The sequence below is a fragment of the Nocardioides alkalitolerans DSM 16699 genome, from assembly GCF_000426525.1.
Classification (GTDB): Bacteria; Actinomycetota; Actinomycetes; order Propionibacteriales; family Nocardioidaceae; genus Nocardioides; species Nocardioides alkalitolerans.
Genome location: NZ_KE384533.1, coordinates 831,878 through 850,401, shown reverse-complemented (window position 1 = coordinate 850,401; position 18,524 = coordinate 831,878). Strand labels below are relative to the sequence as shown.

Genomic DNA, 18,524 nt, shown 5'->3' with positions numbered 1-18,524 from the left:
GTCCCCGGCGCGAGGTAGTCCCTGACGTCGTGGTCGCCCTGATCGCCGTGGCACGACCCGTTCGTCAGGGACTACCGGGGTGGCCGCGCCGAGATCAAGGCGACGCCGGGATCCGGGTGATCCGGTGCCACGTGGTGGCACCAGACGACCCGGCTGTCCGACGCGTACGGCGGGGCGGGCGCCGTGCGCACCCCCACCTCGGGACGTCATCAGCTCCGAGTCGCCCGCGCCACGATCGGGATGACGTCCGCCTCCCTCCCCCGTCGCGCACCCCGCCACCGACCCGAACGTGACCTCCGTCACCCGCATCGGGTCCTACTCGCGGGTTCGCCCGACGATGGATCGATCCAATAGGGCGCCCGGAAATCCGTGGTTAGCCTCAGCCCACCCGGCTGAGCCGGGTGCTCCACCAGCTCTCACAACCCGTCGCCCGACAACGCCGCCGCGCGATCACACACGACACTCCACGACACATCCGTCGATACGCTCGACGGCCGGTGTCCGGCCAGACGCCGGGTGCCGCGATGCGCGAGAGGGAAACGCAAGGCATGACCGCCACCGCAACGCAGCCCACCACCCACCAGGGCATCCTGAACTGGGTCAACGAGATCGCCGAGCTCACCCAGCCGGCATCCATCCACTGGGTCACCGGGTCCCCCGAGGAGTGGACGGAGCTGACGGACGGCCTCGTCGCCACCGGCACCTTCACCCGGCTCAACCCCGAGATCAAGCCGAACTCGTTCTACGGCGCCTCGGACCCCATCGACGTCGCCCGCGTCGAGGACCGCACCTACATCTGCTCGGTGAACGAGCGCGACGCCGGTCCGACGAACAACTGGATGGACCCGGACGAGATGAAGACCCTCATGCGCGGCCTGTACGCCGGCTGCATGAAGGGCCGCACCATGTACGTCATCCCGTTCGTGATGGGCCACCTCGAGGCCGAGAAGCCGATGTTCGGGGTCGAGATCACCGACTCCGCCTACGTCACCGTCTCGATGACCGTGATGGCGCGCCTCGGCACCAGCGTGCTGCGCCGCATGGAGGAGCTCGACGCCGACTTCGTGCCGGCCCTGCACTCGGTGGGCCACCCGCTCGCCGACGGTGAGGCCGACGTCGCCTGGCCCTGCAACGAGACGAAGTACATCGTGCAGTTCCCCGAGGAGCGGGCGATCTGGTCGTTCGGCTCCGGGTACGGCGGCAACGCCCTGCTCGGCAAGAAGTGCTACGCGCTGCGCATCGCGTCCGTGATGGCGCGCGACGAGGGCTGGCTCGCCGAGCACATGCTGATCCTCAAGCTCACCTCGCCCCAGGGCGTCGTGAAGTACATCGCGGCCGCGTTCCCGAGCGCCTGCGGCAAGACGAACCTGGCGATGCTCGAGCCCACGATCCCGGGCTGGAAGGTCGAGACGCTGGGCGACGACATCGCCTGGATGCGCATCGGCGAGGACGGCCGCCTCTGGGCCGTCAACCCCGAGTTCGGCTTCTTCGGCGTCGCTCCGGGCACGAACAACCACACCAACCCGAACGCGATGAAGACGATCGACAAGGGCAACTCGCTCTTCACGAACGTCGCGCTGACGCCCGAGGGCGACGTGTGGTGGGAGGGCCTGGAGAACACGCCGGCCCATGCGACCGACTGGAAGGGCAACCCCTGGACGCCCGAGAGCGGCGAGCTCTCCAGCCACGCCAACAGCCGCTACTGCACGCCGATCAAGCAGTGCGACATCCTCGCGGCCGAGTACGACGACCCGCGCGGCGTGCCGATCGACGCGATCCTCTTCGGTGGCCGTCGCAAGACGACCATCCCGCTCGTCTTCGAGGCGCGCGACTGGACGCACGGCACGTTCCTCGGCGCCACGCTCTCCTCCGAGACGACCGCCGCGGCGATCGGACAGGTCGGCATCGTGCGTCGCGACCCGATGGCGATGCTGCCGTTCATCGGCTACAACGCCGGTGACTACTTCGGTCACTGGATCAACGTCGGCAAGGACAACGACGCCGCGAAGCTGCCCCGCATCTTCTACGTCAACTGGTTCCGCCGCGACGACGAGGGCGGCTTCCTGTGGCCGGGCTTCGGCGAGAACAGCCGCGTGCTGAAGTGGGTCGTCGAGCGCATCGACGGCCAGGCCGCCGCGGTCGAGACCGCCGTGGGCCACGTGCCGGCGCCGGGCTCCTTCGACATCGACGGCCTCGACATCACCGAGGAGGCCCTCGCGGCCGCCCTGGCCGTCGACGTCGACGAGTGGAAGGCCGAGATCCCGCAGATCACGGAGTGGTTCGAGAAGTTCGGCGACGACCTCCCGGCCGTGCTGTGGACCGAGCTCGACCACCTGAAGAGCCGCCTCGAGGCCTGAGGCACCGCACCGCCTGATCCACCTGCTCGACCCCGCGCGTCACCCCTCACGCGCGGGCGCCGGCCCCGGAGCCTCCTGGCTCCGGGGCCGTCGTGCGTCCCGGGCCGCCCCCACCGGCGAGCGCCACCCGTTCGGAGACTTCCGCCCACGAGAGCCGTTTCGCGACCCGGCCACCGCCCCGGGTGGATAATCGGCAGCCTCCGGGGGGTCGGGGCGGGTCTGAGGTGGGAGGGAGCAGCGGTGGTCGACGTCGACGCGGCGACGCGGGCGCTCTTCGAGGGCGACGGCACCAAGCTGTACGACGAGGTGCTCGCGGCCGGCGGGATCGCGGCCGACGACCCCCGCATCAATCCCGGTGGCGCCCTCCACGCCGCCCACCAGCTGCTCGTCTCGATGGGCCTGCTGACCCGCGACCCGCGCTCCTCCCGCTTCACCGCCGCCGACCCGGCCGCCGCGCAGTCGCAGGTCGTCGCGCCGCTCGGGCAGCGGGGCGCCGAGCTGCTCGCGGAGTCGTCGGCGTGGGCCAAGGGCTTCGGTGCGCTCTCGCAGGCCTGGCGGCGCGCCCCCCAGCCGGCGTCGGGGCCCGTGACGGAGATCCGGGGCGACGCGATCGACCCCTTCATCGCCTCGATCGTGGCCGACGCCGAGCACGAGCTGCTGACGGCCCAGCCCCAGGTGGGGCGCAACGCCGCGGCCCTGGCCAAGGCCGCCGACCGGGACACCGCCGCGCTGGCCCGCGGCGTCAAGCTGCGCACGCTCTACCAGCACGCGGCCCGACGCAGCTCGATCACGCACAAGTACGTCGCGACCGTCACGCCGCAGGGCGCCGAGGTGCGCACCCTCGACGAGTTCTTCAACCGGCTCATCGTGGTCGACCGGATGCTCGCGCTCATCCCGGGGCGCGAGGGCCACTCGGTCGCGCTCGCGATCCGCGAGCCGTCGCTGGTGGCCTACCTCGTCGACGTCTTCGAGCGGCACTGGGAGCGGGCGCGCCCGTTCTCCAACAACGAGTCGTCGATGCTGCGCGACATCGCGGCCGAGCAGCGGGCCATGACGATCCGGATGCTGATCGAGGGCCACGCCGACCCCGTCAGCGCGAAGCGGCTCGGGGTCAGCCCGCGCACCTACGCGGCGTACGTCGCCGACCTCAAGGCCGAGTTCGAGGCGCAGACGCGCTTCCAGCTCGGCTACACGATGGGCCAGAGCGGTGTCTCGGGGCACGAGAAGCCGACGAGCACCGCACCGAGCGACTGACCGCGGCGCGGGCGCACGCGCACGCGCACGCGCACGCGGGGAGATGATGGAGGGCGGTGACGCTCTCGCGTCACCGCCCTCGTGCCTGAGGCGAGCCTGGGGGCAGGCGGACCGAACATGTGGGGGTTGGGTTGGGTCCCCGCCTCAGGAGTCTTCAGTTGGTCGGACGACCCCGAGGTCATCCGGCGTTGACGCGCAGGTCTACTTCTGGCCCCAGCTGGTGTCCGTGGGGCTGGTGCCGGTGTCGACCTGGGTCTTGACGATCTTTGCGTACCGCTGGCCCCAGCTCGTGTCTGCATGAGCGGGAGACGCAGCCCCGAGAAGGCCGATGCCGAACGCAGTCGTGGCCAGCGCGATGCCGGCGCGACGAACGAGTGTCATCTGCTCTCCACCTTTGCCTGATGTCGGGCACCCGTACCTGGGAGGGCGCCGACTCCTGCCGACCATCGTGGCCCACGGCGGGCCCCGTCGTCACAGGAACGGTGGCTCATGTCTCTGCAATGCAGATAAATGCAATCTGGGGCTCCGTCGCCCTCCGCGAGCACGCCCGACGGGACCCATGACGCAAGAAACCCCGCCGGACCCTGACTCGTCAAGGCCCCCGACGGGGTTCCGCTGGCGGAGGCGGAGGGATTTGAACCCTCGATGGGGTTGTAGCCCCAAACCCGCTTAGCAGGCGGGCGCCATAGACCGGACTAGGCGACGCCTCCCCGACAGCCCGCACAGGTTACAAGGCCCGCTGGGCATGTGCCGAATCAGGTCCGCGACGGGCGTCCGACGCCTGCCCGGCGCGGGCGCGACACGGGCCCGACACGTGGTCAGCGGATGCGGCGGTGGCCCCGGCCGCGCTCCAGCTCGGCCCGCAGGAGGCGCACGAACTCCTCGCGGTCGACCGCCAGCACGTCGACGGGGATGGTCGTCGAGCGGCCGTCCTTCAGCCGCAGCACGACGCAGGGCGAGCCGGCGACGGTCGTGGTGACCGCGTCCTCGACGTCCGCCCACCGTGCCTGCCGCGTGCCCGCGCCGCGCACGAACCGCACGCGGTAGCCCTGCTCGCCGAGGCGTACGACGTACGCCCGGTTGACGAGGTGGAGGCCACCGGCGCCGAGGGCGAAGAGCAGCACGGCCGCGACCACGACCGGCACGGCCGCGGGCAGGTCGAGCAGCGCGGCGAGGGCGAGCAGGAGCAGGACGAGCAGGGCCAGCGCGACGACCGCGAAGCCGAGGAGGCGGGCGGCCACGGCGGGCGCGATGCGGATGTCACGGGGCACACGCCCATTCTCCCCGAGACGGCCCGCACGGCCCGGTCCGGGGCTCCGACGGTCTGCTCACACCCGCCCGGGTGAGCCGTCCCCGGTCTCGCGGGTGAGCGTCGTCACAGTGGTCTACGATCGACGGCGGTGGGGTCCCGCGCCCACCGCCGCCCTTCCCCCGAGGCCACTGGAGGCGACCGTGCGCAGCTCCGTCCCCGCGTTGCACGCCCTGCACGTCGCCCTCGACGCGCTGCCGCCGCCGCACAGCCGGCAGGGCCCCGCGCTCGGCAACTGGCGGTGGACCGTGCGCCAGCGCCTCGCCGCCGTGCGCACCATCCTCGTGAGCGAGACCGACCGCTACAGCGCGTCGTGGCTGCAGGGTCCGGAGGGAGACGTCTTCCGCCAGCGCGGCGCGCTGCTGGAGCGCGTGCACTCCTTCGACGCCCTCGTGCTGCAGAGCCCCGAGCCCGACGTCGTACGTCGTGACCTCATGCGGCTGCTCATCGACGTCGACAACCACGTGTTCCGGGTGGGCGAGCTCGTCGCGGCGGGCGCGTCCCGCACGGCGGCGGCTGAGCCCGCCGAGGCCACCGTGCCGCCGGCGGCGGCGCCGACCCTAGACTGACGCCCCACGCGGGGCGCACGACCGGTCCCGCGCCCGGAGGGGTGCCGGAGTGGCCGATCGGAACCGCCTTGAAAGCGGTCGCTGGCAGTGATGTCAGCCGCGGGTTCGAATCCCGCCCCCTCTGCCAGGTGCTCGCAGGAGGTCGCGCGTCCGCGCCGCAGCCGCCTCAGGCGGGGTCGAGGACGACGAGGACGTCGCCCTCCTGGATGACGTCGCCCGGCGACACCTTGATCTCCCGCACGCGGCCGGCGTGCTCGGGGTGCACGGGGATCTCCATCTTCATGGACTCCAGCAGGAGCACCGTGCTCTCGGGGGTCACGTCGTCACCGACGGCGCACCCGATCTCGACCACCGACGCCACCATCTCGGCGACGACCTCCACCACCTGCTTGCGAGCCATGGGGCCGAACCTATCCGTTACCGGCGCGTACGCCCGCGTCAGAGGAGCGGGCGGGCGCGGGAGGGCTCGGGGCGTACGGCGCTGCGCTCCTCGTCGCGCCGCGCCCGCGAGCCGCGGGACCCCGTGAGCGCCAGGTCGACGCGGATCGCGACGTACGCGACGGCCAGACCGATGACGAGCGAGTAGACGACGCTGAGGAACGCCTCGAGCAGGGTGGCGGACGGGTTCATGACGCCGTTCGCGACCGGGGCGGTGGCCGCGACGCCGAAGCTGCAGAGCCACCAGCCCTGGCGGCGGCGGGCCCGCATGTAGACGCCCCAGGCGAGGGCCGGCACGCCGAGCACCGCCTGGATCGGGCGGGGGACGCCGCCGATGGTGTCGAGCATCCAGGTGGCCGAGTCGAGCACGGTGCCGACGATGCTGGAGGCGCCGTAGCGGCGGAGGGTCTCGGCGTACGCGAGGATCACGGCGAGCACGAGCAGCCCGACGACGACGGCGATGATGCCGCGCCGCCCGAGGCCATGGAGGCCGGCGCCGAGCCGGTAGACCAGGGCGAGGACGACGAGGAAGCTGAGGGCGAGCGTCGTGTACTCGAACCGCACCAGCGACACCGTGGGGGCGTAGCCGACGGCCGCGACCGCGGCCACGCCCGAGAGCGCCAGGGCGACGAGCACCTCCCGCACCGCGTGCAGGAAGCGTCGGGCCGGCACGGTGGCCATCACCCCGAGCACGGCCCCGACGGTGCAGGTCATCACCGCCGCGCCCGTGCTGAGCGTCTGGGTGTCGGCGACGAGCACGACGACGCCGATCAGTCCGGCGAGCGTGCCGAAGACGACGGGCCGACCACCGGTGCGGGCCGCCAGCGCCCACGTGTAGGCGACCGTGACGACGACGGCGCCGACGCCCTCCGCCCAGGCGGGAGCCACCCCCGTGCCGCCGGCCACGAGCAGCGCGAGGCCGCCCGCCACGAGCAGCCACCAGGCGCCGAGCCGCGAGGCGCGACCGCGGAGCCGCTCACCGACCGTCGCGTTCTCCGCGGCGGCGACGGCCTCCTCGACGACGCCCTCGAGCACCGGGGAGATGCCCTCGCGCTCCTTCGCGGCGCGCGCCGCACGGCGCTCGGAGCGCGGAGCTCGGGGCGCGGGCGCAGCACGACGGGCCCCCGGGCGAGGGCGCTCGGGGGTCGCGGGAGGCGGTTCCGGGGACGACACGGCGGCCCACGCTACAGCCGGCGGTTGGCGAGCGACGGATTCGTCCGTCGGGCACCGACGAGCACGTCGCGGTCGACCACGCCCGACACGGTCGTCGGACCGTCACCGGCCTCGACCACGACGCGGCCCTCCGGGTCGACGATCGTCGAGAGGCCCGTGTAGCGCGGGGCCGGTTGGGCGGCAGCAACGACGTACGCGGTGTTCTCGATGGCGCGGGCGTGCACCAGCGTGCGCCAGTGGTGGCCCTTGCCCTCGCCGGCCACCCAGGCCGCCGGGCACACGAGCACCTCGGCGCCGTGGTCGACGACCAGGCGGCGGGCCAGCTCGGGGAAGCGGAGGTCGTAGCAGGTCATCAGGCCGACGGTGAAGCCGCGCACGTCGACGGTGACCGGCGTCGGGGCCCCGGCCGTGAGGCGGTCGGACTCGCGGTAGCCGAAGGAGTCGTAGAGGTGGATCTTGCGGTACGACGCCGCGCCCGGGCCGTCGGGACCGTCGGGGCCGCTCACGACCAGGGTGTTCCACGGACGCTCCGGGTCGTCGGAGGTCTCGAACATGCCGGCGACGACGGTGACGTCGTGGCGGCGGGCGGCCTCGGCGACCGCGGTGGCGAAGGGGCCGTCGAGCGGCTCGGCGTACGCGCTGACGTCGGACCCCGCCTTGCCGAAGTCGCGGGCGAACACCTCGGGGAGCACCACGAGGTCCGCGTCGGGACCGACCTCGTCGAGCACCTCGACGAGGCGGCGGCGGTTGGCCGCGGGGTCGAGCCCCGAGGCCTCCTGGACGAGCGTCACGCGCAGGGTCGCGGTCATCACCCCAGCGTAGGGTCGAGCGCATGCGCGCCGTGACCGCCCCGAAGCCCGGAGGGCCCGAGGCCCTCGTCCTCTCCGACCACACGGACCCCCGTCCCGGACCCGGCGAGGTGCTCGTCGAGGTCGTCGCCACGGCGGTCAACCGGGCCGACCTCATGCAGCGCCGCGGCTTCTACCCGCCGCCGCCCGGTGTGACCGAGGTGCTCGGGCTCGAGTGCAGCGGCCGCGTCGCCGCCCTCGGTGAGGGCGTCACCGGCTGGTCGGTGGGCGACGAGGTCTGCGCCCTGCTCGCGGGGGGCGGCTACGCGTCGTACGTCGTGGTGCCCGCCGGGCAGCTCATGCCCGTGCCCGCGGGCCTCGACCTGGTGACCGCGGCGGCCGTGCCCGAGGTGGCCTGCACCGTGTGGTCCAACGTGTTCATGGTGGCGGGCCTCAAGCCCGACGACGTCTTCCTGGTGCACGGCGGCGCCGGCGGCATCGGCACGTTCGCGATCCAGGTGGCGTCGGTGCTCGGCGCCCGGGTCTTCGCGACCGCCGGCAGCCCCGAGAAGCGCCAGCTGTGCGAGGAGCTCGGGGCGGAGCGCGCGATCGACTACCGCGAGGAGGACTTCGTCGAGATCCTGCGCGAGGTCGGCGGGGCCGACGTGGTGCTCGACAACATGGGGGCGAAGTACCTCGGCCGCAACGTCTCCGCGCTCGCCACCGAGGGCCGTCTCGTGGTCATCGGCATGCAGGGCGGCACGAAGGGCGAGCTGGACCTCGGGGCGCTGCTGGCGAAGCGCGCGGCCGTCGTGGCGACGTCGCTGCGCGCCCGACCGCTCGACGACAAGGCACGGATCTGCGCCTCCGTCGTCGAGAACGTGTGGCCGCTGCTCGCCGACGGCTCCGTGCGTCCGATCGTGCACGCGACGCTCCCGCTGGAGGACGTCGCCGACGCCCACCAGCTGCTCGAGGACTCCAGCCACTCCGGCAAGGTGCTGCTCACCCTCTGACCCGCCGCTCCCGTCACCCCGCTGGCTAGGCTGGCGGGCATGAGCGACAACGCCCCCGAGACCCCCGAGAACGAGCAGCAGGTCGTCATCGTCGGCCCCGACGGCCAGCCCGTCGGCACCGTGCCGGCCAGCGCCCTGGCCGCGGCAGCGGGTGCCGGCGACGGCGGGGCCGCCGAGGGCGGCGAGCCCCACATCACCGAGCTCGTCGAGCAGCCCGCGAAGGTCATGCGCATCGGCAGCATGATCAAGCAGCTGCTGGAGGAGGTGAAGGCGGCCCCGCTCGACGAGGCCAGCCGCAACCGCCTCAAGGAGATCCACCAGTCGTCGATCAAGGAGCTCGAGGCCGGCCTCGCCCCCGAGCTGGTCGAGGAGCTGAACCGGCTCTCGCTGCCGTTCGCCGACGGCACCCCCAGCGACGGCGAGCTGCGGATCGCCCAGGCCCAGCTCGTGGGCTGGCTCGAGGGTCTCTTCCACGGCATCCAGACGGCGATCTACGCCCAGCAGATGGCCGCCCGCGCCCAGCTGGAGCAGATGCGTCGTGCCCTCCCCGGCGCCCCGGGCGCCGCTGCGGGTCCCGGCGGCCAGCCGGGCGCCGTACCGGGTGAGCAGCAGGCGCCGGGCCCCGGCAGCTCGGGCGGGATGTACCTCTAGGTCAGTCGGTCAGTCGGTCAGCCGGCCGGTCAGCGCCGGCCGCTGATGCGGCCGAGGGCCACGGTGCCCAGGAGGCCGAGCAGCCCGACGGCCACCAGGGCGGCGCCCGGCACGACGGCCGCGCGGTAGGACGGCGGGTCGTCGACGCCCTCGACGGGCGTGAGCGCCACCGGCTCCGACTCGGTCGACTCCTCGACGAGCGCGTCGAGGTCGGCAGCGTCGACGGAGGTCACCGGCAGGAGGTCGCAGAGCGTGGCGGTCAGGGCGCTGGCGTCCTGGACCAGGAACATCACGTAGGAGACGCCGACGGCGGGCTCCTCGCCCTCGACGCCGGCCAGGCCGGTGACCGTCACGGACGCGGACACGTCGGGCCGCACGTCACCCCGGAACGTCTCGTCGACGACCGCCTCGACCGTGCGCGATCCCCCGGTCTCCGCCTTGGCGGCCTCGGTGGGCTCGTTGAGGCCAGGCGTGACGGGCTCGCTCGGCTTGGCGCCCGACTCGAGGGGGGCGTTGACGACGCGCGAGACCGTGGCGACGACCACGGCGTCGGCCGCGTCGGCGCGCTCCTCGAGCGGGACCACCGGGCAGACCTCGGCGACCTTCTCGGCCGCGGGTGCCGTCGCGCCGGGGTCCGCCGCCGTCGCGGGCGCCGCACCGAGCGCGGCGGAGCCGGCGAGCACGGCGCCGGCAGCCGCCAGCGCGGCGGTGCGCACCCCGTGCCGTCGGGTGTTCGTGGTCATCCGGAGCCCTCCTCGCCAGCCGTCGGTCGCGTCCATCCTGCCAGCCCGTCCAGGCCGAACAGCTCCACCAGCACCGCGGCGACGCCGTCCTCGTGGTGGTGGCCCGCCACGTGCTGCGCCACGGCGGTCACCTCGGCGTGCGCACCGGCCATCGCGTACGACGCCCCCGCCCATGCCAGCAGCGGGATGTCGTTGGGCATGTCGCCGAACGCGACGACGTCGGCCGCGGCGACGTCCAGCTCGGCGCACAGCCGCTCCAGGGTCGACGCCTTCGTGACGCCGTGCGCACTCATCTCGACCAACGCGCTCGACGACGACCACGTGACGGTGACGAGGTCGCCCACGGCCTCGTCGACGGCGCGCCAGTAGTCCTCGGGCACGTGCTCGTCGTGGCGCGCGAGCAGCTTCACGCAGGGGTGCTCGTCGGTCGCGAGCTCGGTGAGCGGGGCGACGGTGACCTGGTGCCGCTCGTCGGAGCCGGCCTGGCGGGGCAGGTAGTCCGGCTCGCGCGCGAACCCGTCCGTCGTCTCGACGGCGAACACCGTGCCCGGCAGGCGGTCACGCAGGCGGTCGGCCACCTCGAGGAGCACCGGGCCGTCGATCACCCGCGACGACCGGATCGCGCGAGCCGCGACGTCGTACACGATGCCGCCGTTCGAGCAGATGGCCAGCCCGTGACCGCCGACGTCGACCCAGAGGTCCTCCATCCAGCGGATCGGCCGGCCCGTCACGAAGACGACGGGCACGCCGCGCCGGTCCAGCTCCGCGAGCACCGAGCGGGTGGGCTCCGTGACGTGGCCGGCGGCGTCGAGCAACGTGCCGTCGAGGTCGGTGGCGACCAGGCGCGGGGTCGGGCGGGGAGGGGTCGGCACGGTCAGGCGAACCAGCGGTTCAGCTCGACGGCCGCCCCGTCCTCGGCGACGGGCGCGGTGACGGCGTCGGCGGCCTCGCGCACCATCTCGATCGCCTGCCCCATGGCCACCCCGCGACCGGCCCAGGCCAGCATCTCGAGGTCGTTGCGGCCGTCGCCGATGGCGAGCACGTCGGCCTGGTCGACGCCGAGCTCGGCGCAGACGCGGGCCAGGCCGGAGGCCTTGGAGATGCCCACGGGCGTGAGGTCGAGCCAGGCGGTGAAGCCCACGACGTAGTCGGTGCCGTGGAGCCCCAGGTTGCCGGCCAGCTGCACGAAGTCGTCGACGGTGGCGTCGGGGTCGCGGATGATCACGCGGCTCACCGGCTTCGCGACCATCTCGTCGACCTCGCTGACCACGAGCTCGCCCGTCAGCTCGCCGTCGGGGAACGGGCGGTTGACCCGGTAGCCGAGGCCGCGGTCCTCGACGGCGACGAGGGCGGTCGGGTGGTGCTCGAGGACGGCGCGCACGGCGTCGCGGGCGTCGAACGTGTCCTCGTGCACGATCTCGAGCGGGGGGTAGCGCGTGAGGACGGCACCGTTGGACGCCACGATCCACAGCCGGTCGTCGGCCTGGCCGCGCAGGCCGAGCAGGTCGGCCACCGACGTCATCGAGTGCACGGAGCGGCCGCTCGAGAGCACGACGTGGGCGCCGGCGGCGAGGGTGCGCTGCACCGCGGCGTACACGGCCGGGCTGACCTCCTCGTGGGGGATGCCCGAGCCGTCCATCCACTTCAGCAGCGTGCCGTCGATGTCGAGGGCGACGAGCCTCGGACGCCAGGCGGTCATCGCAGGCCCCCGGGCACGGGCTCGAGCACGGTGCGCCCGCCCAGGTAGGGCTGCAGGGCGGCGGGCACCCGGACCGAGCCGTCGGCCTGCTGGTGCGTCTCCAGGATCGCCACGATGGTGCGGGTCATCGCGCACAGCGTGCCGTTGAGCGTGGCGAGCGGGCGCACCCCGTCCTCGAACCGGCCGCGGATGTCGAGGCGCCGCGACTGGAAGTCGGTGCAGTTCGACGTCGACGTCAGCTCGCGGTACTTGCCCTGCGTCGGGATCCACGCCTCGCAGTCGAACTTGCGCTGCGCCGAGAGGCCGAGGTCGCCCGCCGCCACGTCGATGACGCGGTACGCCAGCTCGAGCTTGTCGAGGAACTCCTTCTCCCACGCCAGCAGGCGCTGGTGCTCGGCGTAGGAGTCCTCGACGGTCGTGTAGACGAACATCTCGACCTTGTCGAACCAGTGGACGCGGATGATGCCCTTCGTGTCCTTGCCGTGCGAGCCGGCCTCCTTGCGGAAGCAGGGGCTGAACGCGGCGTAGCGCCGCGGCATCGAGGCCCCGTCGAGGATCTCGTCGGAGTGGTACGCCGCCATCGGCACCTCGCTGGTGCCGACGAGGTACATGTCCTGGCCCTCGATGCGGTAGACGTCGTCGGCCGCCTGGCCGAGGAAGCCGGTGCCGGCCATCGCCTCGGGCTTGACCAGCGCCGGCGGGATCACCTGGGTGAACCCGGCGTCGCGGGCCTGGGCCATCGCGAGGTTGATCAGGGCGAACTCGAGCTCGGCACCCACGCCGGTGAGGAAGTAGAAGCGCGAGCCAGAGACCTTCGCGCCGCGCTCGATGTCGATCGCGCCGAGCATCTTGCCGAGCTCGATGTGGTCGCGGGGCTCGAAGCCCTCCGCCGCGAAGTCCCGCGGGGTGCCGACGGTCTCGAGGAGCACGAAGTCGTCCTCGCCCCCGGGCGGTGCCTCGTCGGCCGCCGGGTTCGGGATGGCGGTGACGGCGGCGTTCCAGGCGGCCTCGGCGGCGACCTGCGCGGCCTCGGCAGCCTTCACGTCGGCCGCGAGGGTCTTCGTCTGCGCGAGGAGGGCCTGCTTCTCGTCGCCGGTGGCCTTCGGGATCAGCTTGCCGAGCTGCTTCTGCTCGCCGCGCTTCGCCTCGTAGGCCACGATCGCCTCGCGGCGGGCGACGTCGGCGGCGAGCGCCTCGTCGACCACCGAGTCGGAGAGCCCCCGCTTGGCCTGGGCGGCGCGGATGCGGTCGGGGTCGTCACGGAGAAGACGGGCGTCGATCATGGGGCGAGGCTATCGGGAGCACCCGCGACGAGCGCGGCGAGCCGGGTGTCCAGCGCGGCGACCGCGTCCGGGTAGGTCAGCACGGGATCCGGCCGCACCAGCTCGGACCGCAGCCCGACCACCAGCGCCTGGACCGCGGCGACCTCGGACGTCGGCGGCGCCACCCCCGCGCGGCTGCGGGTCCACGCCCGCAGGTAGGCCCGTTCCTCGCCGCGCACCTTCTCCAGCTCCTCCACCAGTCGCTGGTCTCCTGCGACGGCTTCGGCACGGGCCAGGTGGCTCCATGCCTCGAGAGCGCGCAGGCTGACCACCTCGTCCGGGAACCGGGGCAGCCTCACCGGCTCCGGCACGTCCAGGATCCTGGGGACCGCCCACTCCTGCATGCGTGTGGTGAATCGCACCGCGATCACCCGGTAGGCGAGCTCCCGGCTTCCCCAGCGCGCCAGGAGCGCCTGACGGGTCACCTTCAGTCGCTTGGCCATCGAGGTCAGGTTCAGCGCGCCTGCGCCGTGGGCCATGAGCACCTCCAGCGCCGAGTCCGCCAGCATGTCGCCGGGCTCGAGGGAGGTGTAGCGGAGGAACGGGTGGCGGTACACCACGTCATCGTCGCCCGGGAGGGCATGACCTGGCGGGCGTCCTCCACAGGCCGGCGCGCGACCGGGACCGCCCACCCGCCCGGCGGAGGGTGTGCCTGCCTGATCTGACTTGCGCGCAAGTCAGATCAGGGGGAGACACCCTCCCGAGCGGCGGGCGCTCCCGTCAGAACACGGCCACCTTGGCGACGCGCGGGAAGATCTCGTCGAGCGCGTCGAGGTCCTCGGCCGTCGGCACCCACGACGCGGCGGCGGCGTTCGCCACGACCTGCTCCGGGCGCGTGGCCCCGGCGATCACCGACGTCACGGCCGGCTGGGCGGCCAGCCAGGAGAAGGCGACCTCGAGCTCGGTGAGGCCGCGCTCCTCGGCGTACCGGCTGAAGGCCTCGAGCTGCTCCCAGTCCGCGCCCTCGAGCACCTGCGGCTTCGCCTGCACCAGACGGCTGTCCTCGGGTCGGCTGCCCCCGCGGTACTTGCCGGTGAGCAGCCCGTTGGCGAGGGGGAAGTACGGCAGCACCCCGAGGCCGTAGGCGACCGACGCCGGGAGGACCTCGAGCTCGGCGCGCCGGTCGAGCAGGTTGTAGTGGCTCTGGCTCGAGACGAACCGGGTGGTGCCGGCGGCGCGGGCGGTGAACTCCGCCTCGGCGATCTGCCAGCCGGCGAGGTTGGAGTGACCGACGTAGCGGACCTTGCCCGCCTGCACCAGGTCGTCGAGCGCGCCGAGGGTCTCCTCGATCGGGGTCCGCGGGTCGGGGGTGTGCAGCTGGTAGAGGTCGATCCACTCGGTCTGCAGCCGCCGCAACGACTCCTCGACGGCGCGCACGACGTACCGGCGCGAGCCCCGGGCGCCGAAGTCCGCGCCGTGGAGCCCCTGCATGTCCATCCCGAACTTGGTCGCCACGACCACGTCGTCGCGGCGCCCGCGCAGCGCCTGGCCCAGGCGCTCCTCGCTGAGGCCGCGGCGGCCGCCGTACGCGTCGGCCACGTCGAAGAACGTGACGCCCGCGTCGATCGCGGCGTGCACGACGGCGTCGGTGCCCTCCTGCGACTCGGTGGCGGTGCCCGGGCGACCGAGGTTGTTGCAGCCGAGCCCGACGGTGGAGACGGCGAGGCCCGAGCGGCCCAGCCGTCGGTAGGAGGGTCCGGAGGCGGGATCAGCAGTCATGCCGCCCACGGTAGAGACCACGTCACAGCCGCGCGGAGACGGTCGCGGCGGGGCCGGGCGGCTACGCTTCCCCGGTCCTGAGGCCCGGAAGGAGACCCGCTTGCTCGACCGTTCCCGCACGCTGCAGCTCACCTGGGCGCTCGTCTGCTTCCTCGCTCTCGCCCTCGTCGGCTCGCTGGCGTTGGGCGAGTGGGGGCCGGTGGCCCGCATCGACAACCGTGGCCAGGGCGTGCAGGCCTGGCGCACCGACGAGCCGTGGCTCCGCGAGCTGCTGGGGTTCGTCGAGATCGTCTTCGGCAGCATCGGCATCACGGTCATGACCGTCGTGCTCGCGCTCCTGGTCGTCCGGGCGCAGCGCCGGGCCGCGATCTACGTCGTGCTCGTCATGAGCGCCACCGCCCTGGCCACCACGGGCATCAAGCTCGCGGTCGCCCGGCCGCGCCCCGACTGGCAGGACCTCGTCGGCGCGCTCGACACCAAGTCGTTCCCCTCGGGCCACGCCTCGTCGGTGACCGCGCTCGCGGGCGTCTGCCTCGTGCTGTCGGTGATGCTGGTGCGTCGCCAGGCGGTACGGCGCGTGGTCGCCGTCGTGGGCACCGTCGTCGTGGTGCTGGTCGGCCTCGACCGCGTGCTGCTCGGTCGCCACTACCCCACCGACGTGCTCGGCGGGATCCTCCTCGGCATCGGCATGACGCTGCTCTTCCTGGCGCTCTTCAACCCGCTGCCCCTCAGCACGGCCGCGAACAAGAAGGTCGAGCCGCTCCCCGAGGTGTTCGTCTCCGAGCGCCGCCTCGCGATGGTGCTCAACCCCATCAAGGTCGAGGACGAGGCCGCCTTCCGCGCCACCGTCACCCGGCTCGCGCGCGAGGCCGGCTGGTCGGAGCCGAGCTGGTTCCACACGACCATCGAGGACCCCGGCACCGGCATGGCCGAGCAGGCCGCGCTCGAGGGCGCCGACCTCGTGCTCGTGTGCGGCGGCGACGGCACGGTGCGCGAGGTGTGCGCCGAGCTCGCCGGCACCGGCATCCCCGTCGGGATCATCCCGGCCGGCACGGGCAACCTGCTGGCCCGCAACCTCGACATCCCGCTCTACCTGCGCTCCGCAATCGACGTGGGCCTCAACGGCCAGGACCGCGCCATCGACCTCGTCGCCGTCTCGGGCGACGGCATCGACGACACCCACTTCATGGTGATGGCCGGCATGGGCTTCGACGCCGCGATCATGGAGGGCGTCAACGAGGACATCAAGAAGAAGGTCGGCTGGCTCGCCTACGTGCTCTCCGGCATGAAGTCGCTGATGTTCCCGGCCGTGAAGGTCGAGATCACGGTCGACGGCGGCGAGCCCACCACCCATCGGGCCCGCACGGTCGTGGTCGGCAACGTCGGGTCGCTGCAGGCCGGCATGCCGCTGCTGCCCGACGCGGCCATCGACGACGGCCAGCTCGACGTGGTGCTGCTGCACCCGGTGCGGTTCCTCTCCTGGATCCCGCTCGCGCTGCGCATCCTCGCGAAGCTCTCGCGCACCGACGACACCATCAACCGCTTCACGGGCCAGTCGATCGTCGTCCGCGCCGCCTCCGACACCCCCCGTCAGCTCGACGGCGACTCCATCGGCCCGGGCCGGGAGCTGCGGATGGAGTGCATCCACGGGCGTCTGCTCGTGCGCGTCCCCCGCTGACGCAACGCTCCGTACGACGCGGGCTCAGGGCCGCGCGGCGGTGATGGCCTCGCCCTCCTCGGGGGAGAGCTGCTGCTCGCTCGACCACGCCGTGACGGTCTTGGCGTAGGTGCGCGCCTCGCTGCGCCCGTGGATCGAGGTGACCACGGCGCCGCTGCCGGCGTCGTCCAGCAGCGCGAGGCTCCAGGAGAGCCGGCCGCCCATGTCGCCGTGCGCGTCGTACCGCACCACGGCGAGGTGGCGCAGCGCCCCCGCACCCTCGGCGCGCAGCGCGGCGACCTCCTGGCGGAGGCCGAGCACGTCCTCCGGCACACCGTCGAGGCCGACCTCGGGGCGCGCCGTCCGGCGCAGCACCTGGAGGCTCACCGCCAGCGCGACGAGGGCGACGACGAGGGCGGCGACAGCGACGATCCACACGCCGCCGACCCTAGTCGGGCGGGTCGGGCCCACCGGGGACGCAGCGCCGTACGCTTGCCGGTCATGAGCGCCTCGACCCCCGGGAACGTCCCCGCCGCAGCCGCCGCCACCGCCCCCGCCTGGGGTGCCGACAGCGAGGTCGGTCGCCTGCGCACGGTGATGCTCCACCGGCCCGGTCCCGAGCTGAAGCGCCTCACCCCGCGCAACAACGACAAGCTGCTGTTCGACGGCATCCCGTGGGTCAGCCGGGCCCAGGAGGAGCACGACGCGTTCGCCGAGGCGCTGCGCGCCCGCGACGTCGAGGTCCTCTACCTCACCGAGCTGCTGACGCAGACCCTCGAGAGCCCCGAGGCGCGGGAGCAGGCCATCACCTCCGCCCTCAGCGGGCTCCACCTCGGCGACACGCTGCGCACCTACCTCGGCGCGGCCCTGCGCGACGCCAGCCCGGCCGAGCTCACCGAGGTGCTCACCGCCGGCATCCGCAACGACGAGGTGCGCGGCGGCCACGGCCTCGTGACCTCGTTGTTCGCGCCCGACGACTTCCTCGTCGACCCGCTGCCCAACCTGCTCTTCACCCGCGACTCGAGCGTCTGGGTGCGCGACCACGTGGCCGTCACCAGCCTCGCGATGCCCGCTCGAGCCCGCGAGACCCAGCTGACCGAGCTCATCTACACCCTCCACCCGCGCTTCGCGGGCTCGCGGCGCATCCACGGCTGGCACAACGAGTACGTCGAGGGCGGCGACGTGCTGCTGCTCTCGCCGGGCGTCATCGCCGTCGGGGTCGGGGAGCGCTCGACCCCCGCGGGCGTCGAGCGGCTCGCGCGCCAGGTCTTCCACGCCGGGCTCGCCCACACCGTCCTGGCCGTGCCGATCGCCCAGGAGCGGGCGACGATGCACCTCGACACCGTCTGCACGATGGTCGACGTCGACAAGATCGTGATGTACCCCAACGTCGCCGACAGCCTCCGCGCCTACGCCGTCACCCTGGGCGGCGACGCCACCCCCGCCGACGTCGCCGGCGAGGCCCGCGAGCTCGCCGAGTCGGGCCTGACGCTCGACGTCGCGCCCGCCGAACCGTTCCTCGTCGCGGCCGCGCGGGCGATGGGCATCGAGGCCCTCCACCAGATCGACACCGGCCTCGACCCGGTCACCGCCGAGCGCGAGCAGTGGGACGACGGCAACAACACCCTGGCCCTCGCCCCCCGTGTCGCGGTCGCCTACGAGCGCAACGACGAGACCAACGACCGGCTCGAGGAGTCGGGCATCGAGGTCGTGCGCATCGCCGGCTCCGAGCTGGGCTCCGGCCGCGGCGGCCCGCGCTGCATGAGCTGCCCCGTGCTGCGCGATCCCCTGCCCGCCTGACCTGCCCCGGCGCTCGGAACTTGTCATCCACG

General features: G+C 73.3%; 19 protein-coding genes and 2 tRNA genes. 8 read left to right on the top strand and 13 right to left on the bottom strand.

The window, feature by feature from the left end:
* Positions 1–524 precede the first annotated feature (524 nt).
* Together K329_RS0120920 and K329_RS28525 are read left to right on the top strand one after the other, a co-directional pair.
* Positions 525–2,357 carry a phosphoenolpyruvate carboxykinase (GTP) gene (locus K329_RS0120920; protein WP_084541591.1) on the top strand — a complete coding sequence of 611 codons (1,833 nt, stop codon included), beginning with the start codon at positions 525–527 and terminating at the stop codon, positions 2,355–2,357.
* Between the two features lie 240 nt (positions 2,358–2,597).
* Positions 2,598–3,611 carry a phospholipase D-like domain-containing protein gene (locus K329_RS28525; RefSeq protein WP_043644343.1) on the top strand — a complete coding sequence of 338 codons (1,014 nt, stop codon included), beginning with the start codon at positions 2,598–2,600 and terminating at the stop codon, positions 3,609–3,611.
* Between the two features lie 201 nt (positions 3,612–3,812).
* On the opposite strand, the gene K329_RS0120910 is transcribed toward K329_RS28525, so the two are convergent.
* The 3 genes from K329_RS0120910 to K329_RS0120900 form a co-directional block, all read right to left on the bottom strand.
* Complete coding sequence (locus K329_RS0120910; RefSeq protein WP_028474565.1) at positions 3,813–3,992, bottom strand: hypothetical protein; 180 nt, start codon at positions 3,990–3,992, stop codon at positions 3,813–3,815.
* A gap of 235 nt (positions 3,993–4,227) precedes the next feature.
* A tRNA-Ser gene (locus K329_RS0120905) sits at positions 4,228–4,321 on the bottom strand.
* Positions 4,322–4,429: 108 nt separating this feature from the next.
* On the bottom strand, positions 4,430–4,882 hold the full coding sequence (locus K329_RS0120900; protein WP_028474564.1) for a hypothetical protein: 453 nt from the start codon (positions 4,880–4,882) through the stop codon (positions 4,430–4,432).
* Positions 4,883–5,063: 181 nt separating this feature from the next.
* Between K329_RS0120900 and K329_RS28520 the strand changes: the two genes are divergently transcribed.
* On the top strand, positions 5,064–5,489 hold the full coding sequence (locus K329_RS28520) for a hypothetical protein (RefSeq protein ID WP_052337184.1): 426 nt from the start codon (positions 5,064–5,066) through the stop codon (positions 5,487–5,489).
* 35 nt (positions 5,490–5,524) lie between these two features.
* Positions 5,525–5,616: transfer RNA gene (locus K329_RS0120890), tRNA-Ser, on the top strand.
* A gap of 39 nt (positions 5,617–5,655) precedes the next feature.
* Here K329_RS0120890 and K329_RS0120885 read toward each other — a convergent pair.
* From K329_RS0120885 to K329_RS0120875, 3 genes are read right to left on the bottom strand one after another with little or no spacing between them, the layout of a single operon-like run.
* Positions 5,656–5,889 (bottom strand): biotin/lipoyl-binding carrier protein, encoded by a 234-nt coding sequence (locus K329_RS0120885; protein WP_028474563.1) that lies wholly within the window; start codon positions 5,887–5,889, stop codon positions 5,656–5,658.
* 38 nt (positions 5,890–5,927) lie between these two features.
* Positions 5,928–7,100: a hypothetical protein gene (locus K329_RS28515; protein ID WP_157571861.1), complete on the bottom strand. Its 1,173-nt coding sequence runs from the start codon at positions 7,098–7,100 to the stop codon at positions 5,928–5,930.
* 11 nt (positions 7,101–7,111) lie between these two features.
* Positions 7,112–7,909, bottom strand: a complete 798-nt coding sequence (locus K329_RS0120875; protein ID WP_028474562.1) for a carbon-nitrogen hydrolase family protein — start codon at positions 7,907–7,909, stop codon at positions 7,112–7,114.
* 23 nt (positions 7,910–7,932) lie between these two features.
* On the opposite strand from K329_RS0120875, the gene K329_RS0120870 reads away from it, so the two are divergent.
* A complete protein-coding gene (locus K329_RS0120870) occupies positions 7,933–8,901 on the top strand; it encodes an NAD(P)H-quinone oxidoreductase (RefSeq protein ID WP_028474561.1) in 969 nt (322 codons plus the stop codon).
* A 39-nt stretch (positions 8,902–8,940) separates the two neighbouring features.
* Entirely contained in the window at positions 8,941–9,552 is a 612-nt protein-coding gene (locus tag K329_RS0120865; protein WP_028474560.1) for a bacterial proteasome activator family protein, read from the top strand.
* 29 nt (positions 9,553–9,581) lie between these two features.
* Here the strand turns inward: K329_RS0120865 and K329_RS0120860 are convergent, their stop codons facing one another.
* The 6 genes from K329_RS0120860 to K329_RS0120835 form a co-directional block, all read right to left on the bottom strand.
* Positions 9,582–10,295, bottom strand: a complete 714-nt coding sequence (locus K329_RS0120860; RefSeq protein ID WP_028474559.1) for a hypothetical protein — start codon at positions 10,293–10,295, stop codon at positions 9,582–9,584.
* The gene (locus tag K329_RS28510) at positions 10,292–11,167 is read right to left on the bottom strand and encodes an HAD family hydrolase (protein ID WP_052337182.1); all 876 of its coding nucleotides are present in this window, start codon (positions 11,165–11,167) and stop codon (positions 10,292–10,294) included. Before K329_RS28510 ends, K329_RS0120860 begins: the two co-directional genes overlap by 4 nt.
* A gap of 2 nt (positions 11,168–11,169) precedes the next feature.
* Positions 11,170–11,994, bottom strand: coding sequence for an HAD family hydrolase (locus K329_RS0120850; protein WP_028474558.1), 825 nt, complete (start codon positions 11,992–11,994; stop codon positions 11,170–11,172).
* Positions 11,991–13,277 carry a serine--tRNA ligase gene (serS, locus tag K329_RS0120845; protein ID WP_028474557.1) on the bottom strand — a complete coding sequence of 429 codons (1,287 nt, stop codon included), beginning with the start codon at positions 13,275–13,277 and terminating at the stop codon, positions 11,991–11,993. Before serS ends, K329_RS0120850 begins: the two co-directional genes overlap by 4 nt.
* Positions 13,274–13,873 carry a hypothetical protein gene (locus tag K329_RS0120840; protein ID WP_028474556.1) on the bottom strand — a complete coding sequence of 200 codons (600 nt, stop codon included), beginning with the start codon at positions 13,871–13,873 and terminating at the stop codon, positions 13,274–13,276. The genes serS and K329_RS0120840 overlap by 4 nt, the downstream gene beginning before the upstream one ends.
* Positions 13,874–14,036: 163 nt before the next feature.
* Complete coding sequence (locus K329_RS0120835) at positions 14,037–15,035, bottom strand: aldo/keto reductase (RefSeq protein WP_028474555.1); 999 nt, start codon at positions 15,033–15,035, stop codon at positions 14,037–14,039.
* Between the two features lie 100 nt (positions 15,036–15,135).
* On the opposite strand from K329_RS0120835, the gene K329_RS0120830 reads away from it, so the two are divergent.
* Entirely contained in the window at positions 15,136–16,713 is a 1,578-nt protein-coding gene (locus tag K329_RS0120830) for a bifunctional phosphatase PAP2/diacylglycerol kinase family protein (protein ID WP_028474554.1), read from the top strand.
* Positions 16,714–16,737: 24 nt separating this feature from the next.
* On the opposite strand, the gene K329_RS0120825 is transcribed toward K329_RS0120830, so the two are convergent.
* Positions 16,738–17,130 carry a DUF4446 family protein gene (locus K329_RS0120825; protein ID WP_245596631.1) on the bottom strand — a complete coding sequence of 131 codons (393 nt, stop codon included), beginning with the start codon at positions 17,128–17,130 and terminating at the stop codon, positions 16,738–16,740.
* Between the two features lie 63 nt (positions 17,131–17,193).
* On the opposite strand from K329_RS0120825, the gene K329_RS28505 reads away from it, so the two are divergent.
* Positions 17,194–18,492: an arginine deiminase gene (locus K329_RS28505; protein WP_084541480.1), complete on the top strand. Its 1,299-nt coding sequence runs from the start codon at positions 17,194–17,196 to the stop codon at positions 18,490–18,492.
* Positions 18,493–18,524 lie beyond the last annotated feature (32 nt).

Coding starts and splice junctions, on each gene's coding strand:
- K329_RS0120920 (WP_084541591.1), top strand. CDS start 525: ATGCGCGAGAGGGAAACGCAAGGCATGACCGCCACCGCAACGCAGCCC.
- K329_RS0120910 (WP_028474565.1), bottom strand. CDS start 3,992: ATGACACTCGTTCGTCGCGCCGGCATCGCGCTGGCCACGACTGCGTTC.
- K329_RS0120885 (WP_028474563.1), bottom strand. CDS start 5,889: ATGGCTCGCAAGCAGGTGGTGGAGGTCGTCGCCGAGATGGTGGCGTCG.
- K329_RS0120875 (WP_028474562.1), bottom strand. CDS start 7,909: ATGACCGCGACCCTGCGCGTGACGCTCGTCCAGGAGGCCTCGGGGCTC.
- K329_RS0120870 (WP_028474561.1), top strand. CDS start 7,933: ATGCGCGCCGTGACCGCCCCGAAGCCCGGAGGGCCCGAGGCCCTCGTC.
- K329_RS0120865 (WP_028474560.1), top strand. CDS start 8,941: ATGAGCGACAACGCCCCCGAGACCCCCGAGAACGAGCAGCAGGTCGTC.
- K329_RS0120860 (WP_028474559.1), bottom strand. CDS start 10,295: ATGACCACGAACACCCGACGGCACGGGGTGCGCACCGCCGCGCTGGCG.
- K329_RS0120850 (WP_028474558.1), bottom strand. CDS start 11,994: ATGACCGCCTGGCGTCCGAGGCTCGTCGCCCTCGACATCGACGGCACG.
- serS (WP_028474557.1), bottom strand. CDS start 13,277: ATGATCGACGCCCGTCTTCTCCGTGACGACCCCGACCGCATCCGCGCC.
- K329_RS0120835 (WP_028474555.1), bottom strand. CDS start 15,035: ATGACTGCTGATCCCGCCTCCGGACCCTCCTACCGACGGCTGGGCCGC.
- K329_RS28505 (WP_084541480.1), top strand. CDS start 17,194: ATGAGCGCCTCGACCCCCGGGAACGTCCCCGCCGCAGCCGCCGCCACC.